Annotated in this window: 12 protein-coding genes; 4 read left to right on the top strand and 8 right to left on the bottom strand. The window is 71.8% G+C overall.

Going from position 1 to position 12524, the window contains the following annotated elements; all coding sequences use genetic code 11:
- The first annotated feature begins 9 nt into the window (after nucleotides 1-9).
- Genes J5X86_RS32910 through J5X86_RS32925 form a run of 4 tightly spaced genes read left to right on the top strand, consistent with a single transcriptional unit; the run spans nucleotide 10 to nucleotide 4178 of the window.
- A complete protein-coding gene (locus J5X86_RS32910) occupies nucleotides 10-960 on the top strand; it encodes a carbohydrate ABC transporter permease (RefSeq protein WP_137968514.1) in 951 nt (316 codons plus the stop codon).
- Nucleotides 957-1868, top strand: coding sequence for a carbohydrate ABC transporter permease (locus J5X86_RS32915; RefSeq protein WP_208520359.1), 912 nt, complete (start codon nucleotides 957-959; stop codon nucleotides 1866-1868). Before J5X86_RS32910 ends, J5X86_RS32915 begins: the two co-directional genes overlap by 4 nt.
- A gap of 46 nt (nucleotides 1869-1914) precedes the next feature.
- A complete protein-coding gene (locus J5X86_RS32920; protein WP_208520360.1) occupies nucleotides 1915-2871 on the top strand; it encodes a carbohydrate kinase family protein in 957 nt (318 codons plus the stop codon).
- Complete coding sequence (locus tag J5X86_RS32925; RefSeq protein ID WP_208520361.1) at nucleotides 2868-4178, top strand: alpha-glucosidase/alpha-galactosidase; 1311 nt, start codon at nucleotides 2868-2870, stop codon at nucleotides 4176-4178. Before J5X86_RS32920 ends, J5X86_RS32925 begins: the two co-directional genes overlap by 4 nt.
- Nucleotides 4179-4258: 80 nt before the next feature.
- Here J5X86_RS32925 and ssuE read toward each other — a convergent pair whose 3' ends face one another.
- From ssuE to J5X86_RS32965, 8 genes are all read right to left on the bottom strand, one after another.
- The gene (gene ssuE / locus J5X86_RS32930; protein WP_078639613.1) at nucleotides 4259-4816 is read right to left on the bottom strand and encodes an NADPH-dependent FMN reductase; all 558 of its coding nucleotides are present in this window, start codon (nucleotides 4814-4816) and stop codon (nucleotides 4259-4261) included.
- Nucleotides 4817-4914: 98 nt separating this feature from the next.
- Nucleotides 4915-6396 (bottom strand): FAD-binding oxidoreductase, encoded by a 1482-nt coding sequence (locus tag J5X86_RS32935; RefSeq protein ID WP_208520362.1) that lies wholly within the window; start codon nucleotides 6394-6396, stop codon nucleotides 4915-4917.
- Nucleotides 6393-7568: an acyl-CoA dehydrogenase family protein gene (locus tag J5X86_RS32940; protein WP_243982030.1), complete on the bottom strand. Its 1176-nt coding sequence runs from the start codon at nucleotides 7566-7568 to the stop codon at nucleotides 6393-6395. Before J5X86_RS32940 ends, J5X86_RS32935 begins: the two co-directional genes overlap by 4 nt.
- A complete protein-coding gene (locus J5X86_RS32945; protein ID WP_243982032.1) occupies nucleotides 7565-8602 on the bottom strand; it encodes an ABC transporter substrate-binding protein in 1038 nt (345 codons plus the stop codon). The genes J5X86_RS32940 and J5X86_RS32945 overlap by 4 nt, the downstream gene beginning before the upstream one ends.
- A 50-nt stretch (nucleotides 8603-8652) precedes the next feature.
- On the bottom strand, nucleotides 8653-9753 hold the full coding sequence (locus J5X86_RS32950; protein WP_208520364.1) for an LLM class flavin-dependent oxidoreductase: 1101 nt from the start codon (nucleotides 9751-9753) through the stop codon (nucleotides 8653-8655).
- An 8-nt stretch (nucleotides 9754-9761) separates the two neighbouring features.
- Nucleotides 9762-10799 (bottom strand): ABC transporter substrate-binding protein, encoded by a 1038-nt coding sequence (locus J5X86_RS32955; protein WP_243982033.1) that lies wholly within the window; start codon nucleotides 10797-10799, stop codon nucleotides 9762-9764.
- Nucleotides 10796-11572, bottom strand: coding sequence for an ABC transporter ATP-binding protein (locus J5X86_RS32960; protein WP_208520365.1), 777 nt, complete (start codon nucleotides 11570-11572; stop codon nucleotides 10796-10798). The genes J5X86_RS32955 and J5X86_RS32960 overlap by 4 nt, the downstream gene beginning before the upstream one ends.
- Nucleotides 11569-12495, bottom strand: coding sequence for an ABC transporter permease (locus J5X86_RS32965; protein WP_107438989.1), 927 nt, complete (start codon nucleotides 12493-12495; stop codon nucleotides 11569-11571). The genes J5X86_RS32960 and J5X86_RS32965 overlap by 4 nt, the downstream gene beginning before the upstream one ends.
- Nucleotides 12496-12524: the final 29 nt, after the last annotated feature.

A 12524-nucleotide genomic window follows, 5' to 3' on the forward strand; every position in this document is an offset into this window, starting at 1 on the left:
GAGCCCCACATGTCCCGTCTGCCCACCCCCATCACCCGTCCGGCGCCGCGAACACCGGCCGGGTCCGCACGCCGCAGAGGCCGCCGGGAGGCCGCGACGGCCTGGGCGTTCGTCCTCCCCTCCGTCCTGGTCATCCTGGGCCTGAGCGTCGTCCCCGTCCTGTGGTCGCTGCTGCTGTCGTTCCAGTACAGCGACCTCCTCACCCCGAGCGTCTGGGTGGGCTGGGACAACTACCGCCAGCTCGCCGACGATCCGCAGTTCGCCCAGGCCGTGCGCAACACACTCGTGTACACGGCGCTGTATGTGCCGCTGAGCATCGGCCTGGGGCTGGCGCTCGCGCTGGTCCTCAACCGCCGCATCCGGTTCTCCGGCCTGTACCGCACTCTGCTCTTCGTGCCGTTCGTGGTCTCGGCCGCCGCCCAGGGCGTCCTGTTCTCCTTCATCCTCGACCCGGAGTTCGGCGCGGCCAACGCGCTGCTGCACCGTCTCGGGCTCTCCCCACAGGGGTTTCTGTCCGATCCGGCCCAGGCCCTGCTGGTCCTGGTGGCCATCTCCCTGTGGAGCGGCACCGGCTTCTGCGTAGTGATCTACCTCGCCGCCCTCCAGGACGTACCCCGGGAACTCATCGAGGCCGCCACCCTCGACGGCGCGGAACGCCGCCATGTGCTGCGCCATGTCACCCTGCCCACCATCGCACCGGTCAGCGTGTTCCTGCTGCTCTGGCAGACGATCAGCGCCCTTCAGGTCTTCGACCTGGTGTATGTGACGACGAAGGGCGGTCCGCTCGGATCCACCACCGTGATCGTCTACTTCGTCTGGGAGCAGGCGTTCCGGAACTTCACCGCCGGATACGGGGCCGCGGCGGCCTACGTCCTCGGCGTCGCCCTGCTCGTGGTCGCCGCCGGGCTGCGGCTGGTCCGGCGCCGCGACGACCGCCGCCTCAAGGGAGCCACGTCATGACGGACCTGTCCCACCTCCCCGGGAGAGCCACCGACCGGCTCCGGCCGGTCGGTCGGAGCACCGGGGAGCCCGTGGCCCGCCCACGGCGCCGGTTCCGGCTGCCGTTCAGCCCGTGTCATCTGCTGCTCGCGCCGCTGGCGCTGCTCTTCGCCGTACCGCTGATCTGGCTGGGGCTCAGCTCCGTGATGAGCGACGCGGAGATCAACCGGTTCCCACCGGCGCTCTGGCCCTCCGGGATCCACCTGGGCGGCTACCGATTCGTCCTGGGCAACGCGATGTTCCCGCGCTGGTTCGCCAACTCCCTGATCGTCTCGGCCGTCGCGGTCTTCTCGAACCTGCTGCTCGGGACGCTGGGCGGATACGCCTTCGCCCGGATGCGGTTCGGCGGGTCCCGGGTGCTGCTGGTCCTGATGCTGGCGACCATGGCCATCCCGTTCCAGCTGACGATGATCCCGACCTTCCTGGTCATGCGGAAGCTGGGGCTTGTCGACACCCTCGGGGCGCTGATCGTGCCGTCGCTGGTGACGCCGTTCGCGGTGTTCCTGCTGCGGCAGTTCTTCCTCTCCCTGCCAAGGGAGCTGGAGGAGGCCGCCTGGATCGACGGGTGTTCGCGGCTGCGGGTGCTGTTCCAGATCGTGGTCCCGCTGTCCCGCCCCGCGCTGAGCACGGTGGCCGTCCTCACCTTCCTCACCACCTGGAACGACCTGTCGTGGCCGCTCATCGCCCTGAACCACGACGCCAACTACACCCTCCAACTGGGCCTGACCACCTTCCGGGGACAGCACCACACCCAGTGGTCGGCTGTGATGGCGGGAAACGTCATCACCGTCCTGCCGGTGCTGCTCGCCTTCCTCGCGGCCCAGAAGACCTTCGTCCGGTCCATCACCTCCACCGGCCTCAAGGGCTGACCACGGCCCCGTACCACCCCTCCCTCACCACTCGTCAGGAAGCCGTATGCCGCTAACCTTCGACCTGCTCGTCATCGGGGACGCCAACCCGGACGTCATCGTCGGACCGCTCACCACCCCACTCGCCTTCGGCCAGCGCGAACAGCTCATCGACAGCGGCGCGCTCACCCTCGGCGGATCCGCCGCGATCACCGCGTGCGGCGCCGCCCGGCTGGGGCTGCGCGTGGCCTTCGCCGGACGCGTCGGGGACGACGGCGCCGGACACTACATGCGCGACCAACTCGCGGAGCGGGGCGTCGACGTCAGCGGGCTGCACCTGGACCCGAGCCTGCCGACACCGCTCACGGTCATCGTGACCCGCGGCGACGACCGGGCCATCCTCACCGCGCCGGGCACCCTCGCCGCGACCTCGGGGCGCGATGTGCCCGAGCACCTGCTGACCTCGGCCCGGCACGTCCACGCCGCGTCCTACTTCCTCCTGCCGGGGCTCGCCGCCGATCTGCCGGGCCTCTTCGACACCGCCCGCGCGGCGGGCGCCACCACCTCGCTCGACACCAACGACGACCCCGCGGGCCGATGGGACCGCGCGGCGCTGGCGCCCGTCCTCGCCCGGACCGACATCCTGCTGCCCAACGCCGCCGAGGCGCACCGGCTGGCCGCCACCGACGGCACATCCGTCGCGGCCGCCGCCGAACTCCTCGCACACCAGGTGCCGCTGGTGGCCGTCAAGAACGGGGCGGACGGCGCCCTGTGCCACGACGGCCGGACCCTGCTCACCGCCGCCGGTATCCGCGTGACACCTAAGGACGCCGTCGGCGCGGGCGACAGTTTCAACGCGGGCTTCCTCGCCGGACGGCTCGCGGGCCGGCCCATCGCAGAGGCGCTCGACCTCGCCGCCGCCTGCGGTGCGCTGTCGACCCGCGCCGCAGGCGGCACCACCGCCCAGCCCACCTGGGAAGAAGCCCTCACCCACCTCACCGTCAACGGAGACAGCCCGTCATGACCAACCCCAAAATCGTGCTGATCGGCGCCGGAAGCGTCGTCTTCACCCAGGGCCTGCTGGCGGACCTCTTCGCCTTCCCGGAGCTGAAGACCGCGCGGATCGCCCTGCACGACATCGATACGGAACGCCTGGCCACCGCCGAGGCCGCCGCCCGGTACATCGCCGAGCGGCGCGGCGCCGACGCGCACATCACCGCACACGCCGACCGGCGCGAAGCACTCGACGGCGCCGACTTCGTCATCAACCTCGTCCAGATCGGCATGGGGGAGGCCACCCGCACCGACTTCGAGATCCCCGCCCGCCACGGAGTGCGGCAGACCATCGGCGACACCCTCGGCGTCGGCGGCATCTTCCGCGCCCTGCGCACCTTCCCGTTCCTCAAGGCGCTCGGCGAGGACATCGCCGCCGTATGCCCCGGGGCATGGCTGCTCAACTACACCAACCCGATGGCCATGAACGTGCAGTACCTCACCGCGGCCACCGGCCTGACCCGGGTGGTCGGCCTGTGCCACTCGGTGTACTGGACCATGCACGACCTGTGCGCCCTGCTCAAGGTCCCCTTCGACGAGATCACCTACCGCGCCGCCGGGGTCAACCACCAGGCGTGGGTGCTCCGTTTCGAGCACGACGGCACCGACCTGTACCCCCGGCTGGACGCGCTGATCGCCGAGGACGAGCAGCTGCGGCGCCGGGTCCGCGTCGACATGTACCGGCGGCTCGGCCACTACCCGACCGAGACCAGCGAGCACTCCTCCGAGTATGTGCCCTGGTATCTGCACCACGACAGCGAGATCGAGCGGCTGCGGCTGCCCATCGGCGCCTATCTCGGCATCGTGGACGAGAACGTCGCAGCCTACGAGCGGACCCGCGACAACCTCGCGACCGGTGCCTGCATCGACGTCGAGGGGACCATGGAGTACGCCCCGCAGATCATCCACTCGATGGTGACCGGCACCCCCAGGACCGTCTACGGCAATGTGCCCAACCACGGCCTCATCGAGAACCTTCCGGCCCACGGCGTGGTCGAAGTGCCGTGTCTGGTCGACCGGTCCGGTGTCCAGCCGACCCGTGCCGGTGCGCTGCCCCCGCAGCTCGCCGCGCTCAACCGCACCTACCTCAGCATGAACGACCTCGTGGTGCGGGCCGCCCTGGAGGACGAGCCGCGCCACATCCGGCACGCGGCCATGACCGACCCGGCGACCGCCGCGGCCCTGCGCGTCGAGCAGATCTGGGAGCTGTGCGACGACATGGTGCGCGCACACGCCGATCGGCTGCAGCCCGGGCTGCGCGCCACTCTCGGCAACTGACGGCCCCTGCCCGCCACCGGCGGAAAGGATGGTGCGTACGCACCGGGTGCCCGGACCGACCGGCGGCTGACGGCCCGCGATCAGGCGGCGACCGCGCCGGCGGATTCCGGGCCGCTCAGGGCCGCTGAGAACTGGTCGACGAGCCGTTCGAGCGCTTCCCGCGTGGCGGGGTCCACCACGACCCGCCCGTCCTCCCGTACCTCGATGTGCTTGTCCAGCACGAACCACCCCGGGGTGATGTGCGAGGGGCCCATGGAGGCGAGCACGGGCCGCAGCCCGTAGTCGATGGCCAGCACATGCGCGGTGCTGCCGCCGGTCGCCAGCGGCAGTACGGTCTTGCCCTCCAGCGCGTACTGCGGCAGCAGATCGAGCAACGACTTCAGCAGCCCCGAGTACGCGGCCTTGTACACCGGGGTGCCGATGACGATGCCGTCGGCGCGGGCGACGAGTTCCGTGGCGCGGACGATCTCCGGATGCCCGAAGTCCGCGTGCAGCAGGGCCTCGGCCGGAAGCGTGCGGACGTCCAGCGGGACCACCTGGTGCCCCTGCGCGGTGAGCCGGGAGTCCAGGCCGCGCAGGAGCCGAGCGGTGCGGGAGGTGGGGGAGGGGCTGCCCGAAATGGAGAGGATGGTGGACATGGCGGGGGTTCACCTCGTGATCGTCGTGCGGAAGGAGTGGACACACGGGTTCGTACGGCCGGCCGCCACGGCGGCCCCGGTTCCGGTCCCGGCGGACTTCACAGCGCCTTGCCCGGGTTGAGGATGCCGTGTGGATCGAAGGCCGTCTTGAGCCGGCGCTGGAGTGCGTGCTGGTCCGGGCCGAGCTCGTCGCCGAGCCAGCGCCGCTTGAGGGTGCCCACGCCGTGCTCGCCGGTGAGCGTGCCGCCGAGGCGGAGCGCGGCGGTGAAGATGTCGCCCGCGGCCTGCCAGGCGGCGTCCGGGACGGTGGGGAGGGAGGGGTCGAGGACCAGAATGGGGTGGAGGTTGCCGTCCGCGGCATGGGCGAAGGTGAAGATCCGCACCCCGTGGCGGTCGGCAGCGGCGTCGATCGCCCTTACGGCGGCGGCCAATTGACTCCTGGGCACGGCGATGTCCTCGATCAGCGGGCGGCCCAGCCGCTCCAGCGAGGGCAGGGCCAGCCGGCGCGCCGCGAGCAGCCGGTCCGCCTCGGCCGGATCTCCGGTGACCTCGACCGATGCGGCCCGTCCGCCCAGCTGCCGTACGGCCGCGTCGGCCTCGGCGGCCGCGCCCCGCCCATCGCACTGCAGGAGCAGCAGCGCGCCGCCGCGTGAGCGCAGATCCGTACCCTGGGCGTCGTCCACCGCGCCCAGCACGGGGCCGTCGAGCAGCTCGGCCATGGCCGGCTCCACCCGGGCGGCGGTGAGTGCGGAGACGGCCTCGGCGCCCTCGGCGAACGTGGCGAAGTACGCGGCGACCGTGACCGTCTCCTCCGGCACCGGGCGCAGCCGCACGGTCGCGGCGGTGATGACACCCAGGGTGCCCTCGGAGCCGGTGAGCAGGCCCGTGAGGTCGTAGCCGGTGACGCCCTTGACCGTGCGCCGACCGGTCCGGATGAGTGTCCCGTCCGCCAGCACCGCATCGAGGCCCAGCACCGCGTCCCTGGTCACCCCGTACTTGGCGCAGCGCAGCCCGCCCGCGTTGGTCGCGATGTTCCCGCCGACGGTCGAGATCGCGGAGCTCGCCGGGTCGGGCGCGTACCGCAGTCCGAACTCTCCCGCCGCCCGGTCCAGTTCGGCGGTGATGACACCCGGCTCGACAACGGCGATCTGCTCCTCGGGGCGCAGCTCCAGGATCCGGTTCATTCGCGACAGATCGAGGACGACACTGCCGGTGCCCGCGCTCGCCCCGCCGGACAGTCCGGTCCCCGCCCCGCGTGGCACGACCGGCACCCGCAGGGCGTGTGCGTGCCGCAGAGCCGTCCGGACGTGCTCGGTGCGCGTGGCGTGTACGACCGCGAGCGGGACGCCGTCAGGATGGCTGCCGGAACGGTCGGTGGCATACGGGCCGGTGGCGTCGGGGCCGGTGCTGAGCGCACCGTCGGGCAGTGCGCGGCGCAGCGCCGCCAACAGCGCGGCGGCACCCGTATCACCCGCGCTCGTATCACCGGCGCCCGTGCCATCGGTGCCCGTGTGTTCGGTGCCCGTGCCATCGGTGCCCGTGTGTTCGGCCGTACCGGGGCGGGACAGCGGGATGGTCATGTCTTCCTCTCGCTTGGCGTGCCGAGCGCCGCCGCGCCGACGGCGAGCAGCGCCGTGTCCTCCTGCGGGGCGTGGACCGGGGCGCACTGGACGTCCCTGAAGTGGCGCTCCAGGGGGTTGTCGTGGGACAGCCCGGGATTGCCCAGCAGCCGTACGGCCAGGGTGACCGCCTCGGTGGCGTGCCGGTCCGCCAGGACGCGGGCGCCCAGGGCGTGTTCGGGGGTGTACGAGGCGTCGGCCGCGTCCACCCGCTCCGCGCCCCCGAACACCAGCTGCTCGGCCGCGTCCAGCCGCAGCGCGATCTCACCGGCCGCGCGCCGGAAGCGCTCGGTACGGGCCACCGGGTGGCCGAGGTTGGCGGGGACCCGCTCATGGGCGAAGCGGTGGAAGTACCGCTGGGCGGCGCGGGCCACTCCCAAGTAGAGCGCGGCGAGCGGCAGATGAAGGGCGGCGCCCGCGCGGTTGTCCTGCTCCGCCGCGGCGCCGTGCTCGGCCACGTCGATGACGTTCCCCGCGGGGATCTCGACGTCGCGCAGCGCGATGTCGTGGCTTCCGCTGGCGCGCAGCCCCAGATGGTCCCAGCGGTGGGTGATCTCGATCCCGGGCGCGGTGCCGGGTACCACGAACGTGCCGACCCGTGGCGTGGGCTCGTCCGTGCTGGCCCACACCAGCAGCCAGTCCAGCCCCTCCACACCGGTCGCGAAGCGCTTGTGGCCGCTGAGCGACCAGCCGTCCGCCGTGCGCCGGGCGACCGTCGCGGGCAGCCCGCCCCGCGCGGGCGAGCCGAGTGCGGGCTCGACCCGGATGTGGTTGAGCAGCACCGGCCGCGCAGCGGCCTCGGCCAGCACCTGCCCGTACAGCTCCTGCGGCCAGTGCGCTCGCACAGCCTGACGACGGTGGATCGAAAGGCTCATCGCGGTGATCAGTGCCACCGACGGATCGCCTTCCCCGAGCGCGTGCAGGATGCGCGCGGTGGCTGCCACCGCGAGTGCGGGGCCCCCGTACCGCTCGCCGACGGTGGCGGTGAGCAGCCCGGCCTCGTGCGCGGCGCGGATCCCCTCGGCCGGAAACGTGCCGTCGCGGTCGTAGGCGGCGGCGGTCGTGGCGAGCTGCCGCGTCACGGAGGCCAGCGAGGAGAGATCCGGGACTGGCAGCGACAGATCAGTGGTCATGAGGCGAGTGCCTTCCGAAGCCGCGCGCTCAGCCGGTCGGTCCAGAAACCGCTCACCGTCAGCTCCCGCTTCACCGCCCCGAGCGCACCGAAGGCGTCGGCGACCTTCTGCTCGGAGGCGGTGGCCTGGGCGCTCACCGGCCGTATCCCGGTCCTGCGCTGGGCCTCGCCCGCCGTGAACTCCTCCAGCGCCTGATCCACCGGCTGGTGGGTGGCGGCGGCGATGACCTTCGCGTACTCCTTCTGGCGTCCGTCGCGCACATAGGCGTATGCCTTGTCGATACGGGCCAGCAGATCCGCCAGCGCCCCGCGCTCGGCCGCGCTGCCGAGGGTGTCGTCGGAGGCGGTCCACAGGAAGTTGCCGGAGAGGATGTCCTTGCCGGAACCGATGGTGCGGGCGCCCCGCTGATGGGCGGTGATGACCGCGTTGCCGTATCCGGCGAACGCGTCGATGGAACCGCCGTTCAGCGCGGCGATCCCCTTGTCGGGATCCAGCGGGGCGGCCTTGATGTCGTCCCAGCCGAGCCCGGCACGCTTCAGCAGTTCGTAGAGGAAGTAGTGGGCGGTGGTGTTCTTGACGTAGCCGACCTTCTTGCCCTTGAGCTGCGCGATCGAGGTGATCTTCGATCCCTTGGGCGCGACGACCTCCTGGTTGAGGGTGTTGCCGCGCCGCACGGCGACGACCTTGAAGTTCGGCTTCCCGTCGGCCGCGGCGAACACCGGCGGGATCTCGCTGGAGCTCGCCACGTCCAGCGCACCGGCGCGCACCGCCTCCAGCTGCCTGTCGCCGCCCTGGAACAGGCTCCACTTCACCTGGTACGGAGTGTCGTCCAGATGCGCGAACTCCAGCAGCGCCTCCTCCTCCTTCCAGCCGGTCGCACCGACCCGGAGGGTGACGGATCCCTTCCCGCCCCCGTCCGCTCCCGCGGCGCCGCCACAGGCGCTCAGCGCACCGGCGGCCAGCGCCACGACGGCGGTGAGAGCGGTACGGGCGCGGGCGCGCCGGAAACGGGAGCGGGCCGGTGGCCTGGACATTCGGATGATGCCTTTCATGAGGAGAACGGGGGGAGAGACGGGGGCGGGCGTCAGGCGGCCGAGGTGGCGGCGCGGTGTGCCAGCTCCTGACGGACCAGCGGCAGTACATGACGCCCGTAGTCGATGGCGTCGTTGAGCGGGTCGTAGCCGCGGATGGACAGCAGCTCGCAGCCGATGTCGACGTAGTCGAGCAGTGCCTTGGCGACCGTCTCCGGGGAGCCGACCAGCGCCGTGGAGGCACCGGCGGCGTTGGTCGCCGCGGCGGGCGCGGTCCACAGGCAGCGGTCGTGCACCTCGCCGCGCTCGGCGACGGCCAGCAGCCGCTGCGATCCGACATTGGACGGGGTGCCCTGGCCGACCGCCGGGTAGTGCCGGCGCTTGGCCCGCTCGGCGTGGTTGGCCTTGACCGCGCCCAGGGTGCGGTGGGCCTTCTCCCAGGCCAGCTCGTCGGTGGGGGCGATGATCGGCCGGAAGGACACCCAGATGCGCGGCCGGGGCCGGCCCGCGGCGTCCGCGTACGCGTTCACCGAGGCGATCTGCTCGGCGGTCTCCTTCAGCGGTTCGCCCCACAGCCCGAAGATGTCGCCCTGCTGCCCGCCCACCTGGTACGCCTCCTGTGACGAGCCGCCCACCGAGATGGGGATGGTGCCGTGGTACGGGGTGACATCGGAGCGGAAGCCCTCGAAGCGGTAGTACGGGCCCTCATGGGAGATCGGACCGTCGGCCTCCCACACGCTGCGCAGGATCCGGATGTACTCGTCCGAGCGGTCGTACCGCTCGCTCTTGCTCAGATAGTCGCCCTCGCGGCGCTGCTCCTCGTCGTTGCCGCCGGAGATGATGTGCACCACCAGCCGTCCGGCGCTGATCTGGTCCAACGTGGCCAGTGCGCGGGCCGCGTGGGTGGGGAAGACCACCCCGGGGCGGTGGGCGAGGACCGGTTTGATGCGCTCGGTGTGATGGGCGACGAACTGGGCCAGCTGCAGTGCGTCCGGGGCGGCCGAGTGGTAGGTGACCAGGGTGTAGTCGAAGCCGGAGTCGTCCAGGGCGCGGGCGTAACGGCGGGCGTAGTCGACATCGATTCCGGACCCCGCGGTGGGGTCGCCCTCGGTGGCGGGGTTGGGGTGGACGGCGCTGATGAACTCGACGGGCATGGCTGCGGTCACTCCTTGACGAGGCTGGTGTCGACGTGGTCGGCGAGGACCGGCTTGGGGGTGAGCACACCGATGTCGTGCATGGTGTCGCCGACCTTCTGCACGGACCGGATCACCGGCTCATGCACCGGGAGCAGCTCGCTGTTCGCCTGGTTGACCAGGGCCTTGGCAACCGTGGCCGAGGCTCCGTTGTTGTGCTGGATGGCCTTGGCGTATGCGGCCGGGTGCGCACGGGACCAGGCCAGCGCCTTGTCGAGACGGCGCAGATAGTCGGTGATGGCCTTCTTCTTCGCCGGGACCTGGAGGGCCTTCTCGGCGGCCCCGATGAAGCCGTAGCCGCTCACCCGCCCGTTCGCCCCGTTGACCAGGAGGCGGCCCCCGTGCTGCTCGGCCACCGTCTTGTAGACGCCGAACGTGGCCCAGACCTCGACCTTGCCGGAGGTGAAGGCGGCCTGGGCATCGGTGGGCAGCAGATACTGCACGTGGACGTCCGAGTAGCTCAGCCCCGCCTGCTCCAGCGCGTGCGCCAGCAGATATTCGGCGATGGACCCCTTGGCCGAGGAGACCACGACCTTCTTCCCCTTGAGGTCCTTGACGCTCTTCACCGGTGAGTTGTTCCGGACCACGATCCCGGTGTGGGTGCCGTCGTTGTGCAGCGCCCCGACGGCCTTGACCCGGACCCCGCCGGAGAGTGCCTGGAGCGTGGGCAGATCGGCGGCGTACGAGGTGTCGGCGGCCCCGGCCTGTACGGCCTGGAACAGCGGTGCGGCACCCTCGAACTCGGCCCATTTCACCTTGTACGGCGTTCCGTTCAGGGCGCCGGAGGCGTCGAAGAGCGTCTTCAGGTTCTTGGCCTGGTCGCCGAGGGTCAGTGTCACTTTCGACGGATCGGTCTCGGAGGCCGCCTCGCTGTCGCCCGCGCAGGCGCTGGTGGCGAGGAGGGCGGTGAGCGACAGCACGGCGCCGAGCGTGCGCACCGCGGCCGTGGCCCTGTGGCGTCCGGTGTTCGGGCGGTTCATGCGGTTCATGCGGTTCCAGTGGTTCATGCCGTCACCTCTTCCCGGTGGTGGTGCGAAGGCGCCGAGGCGTCCTCGACGCCCAGCCGCCGCAGGAGTTCGCCGCGCAGCGCCACGAAGTCGGGGGAGCCGAGGTCACGCGGGCGGGCGAGGCCCACCTCCGCCTCGTAGGCGATCCGCCCGCCGTCCATCACCAGCACCCGGTCGGCCAGCAGCAGCGCCTCCTCCACGTCATGCGTGACCAGCAGCACCGAGCAGCCGTGCCGCTGCCACAGATCGGCCACCAGCCGCTGTGCCCGGACCCGGGTGAGCGCGTCGAGCGCGCCGAACGGCTCGTCCAGCAGCAGCAGTTCGGGCTCGTGCACCAGCGCGCGGGCCAGGGACACGCGCTGGGCCTGACCGCCGGAGAGCGTGCGGGGCCAGACGCCCGCGTACTCCTCGATGCCGACCTCGGCCAGATAGCGCCCGGCGAGCGCGCGGTCCCCGCCCGGTAGTCCGAGCACGACGTTGTGCCACACCCGTAGCCATGGCATCAGCCGCGGCGACTGGAAGGCCACCGAGCGCCGCTCCGGTACGTTCACCTCGCCTTCGCTCTCGCTGTCCAGCCCGGCGAGGATCCTCAGCAGCGTCGACTTTCCGCAGCCGCTCTGGCCGAGCAGGGCCACGAACTCGCCGCCGCGGATGGTGAGGTCGAGCCCTCCGATCACCGTCCTGTCGCCGAAGGCGCGGGTGAGTCCGCGGACCTCCACACTGTTCGGGCCGTTCACCGCGACACCGCCGGTGTTGTCGTGCACCGCGCTCATGCTCCCTCCCCGTCGAACGAGGCCCGCCAGTCCAGCAGCCGCCGGGACAGCAGCCGTACCGCGAAGTCGCACAGCAGCCCCAGCACCGCGTACACGGCGAGGCACAGAACGATGACGTCGGTCTGGAAGTACTGCTGGGCGTTGCTCATCAGATAGCCGATTCCGGCGTCCGCGTTGACCTGCTCGGCGAAGACCAGGGCCAGCCACGCGGTGGACAGCGCGTACCGCAGCCCCACCAGCGCACCGGGCAGGGCGGACGGCAGGATCACGTACCGGATCAGCCCGATACGGCCCAGGCCCACCATCCGCCCGGCCTCGATGAGCTGCGCGTCGGCGGAGCGGATGCCGCCGTAGATGTTGAAGTACAGCGGGTAGGTGACACCGAGCGCCACCAGTGCGATCTTCGGTGTCTCGTCGATGCCGAACCAGACGATGAACAGCGGGATCAGGCCCACCCAGGGAATCGCCCGGAACATCCCCATGGACGCGTCGATGACGTCCTCGCCCAGCCGGAACAGCCCCGCGGTGAGCGACAGGGCGAGCGCCACGGCCGCGCCGATGAGAAAACCGAGGGCCGCGCGCCGACCGGAGGCGGCGATGGCCCGCGGCAGCTCACCGGTGCCGATGAGGTCCGCCCCGCGCCGCACGACGTCGACGGGGGAAGCCAGTACGGACTCGGGGAGCACGCCTGTGGCGGCGGCCAGGAACCAGAGCAGCAGCAGCCCGACGGGCCCGGAGGCCCGCCGCACCCCGCGCGGCACCCGCAGGGGGGACCGCCGCCGGGTGCGCGGGGTGGTGGGGCGCGATGCCGGTGTCGCCGCGGGTTCGGCGGGCGGCGTCTTCACCGCACCGGGGGACGGTGGTGGTGCGGAGGTGTGCGGCGGCGGTGAGGTGCCGGACACGGGGGAGTGTGGGGAGGGCATCATGCGGCCTCTCGGTCGGGGAGTGTGCG

The sequence above is a fragment of the Streptomyces sp. NEAU-YJ-81 genome, assembly GCF_017592595.1.
Taxonomy (GTDB): domain Bacteria; phylum Actinomycetota; class Actinomycetes; order Streptomycetales; family Streptomycetaceae; genus Streptomyces; species Streptomyces hygroscopicus_B.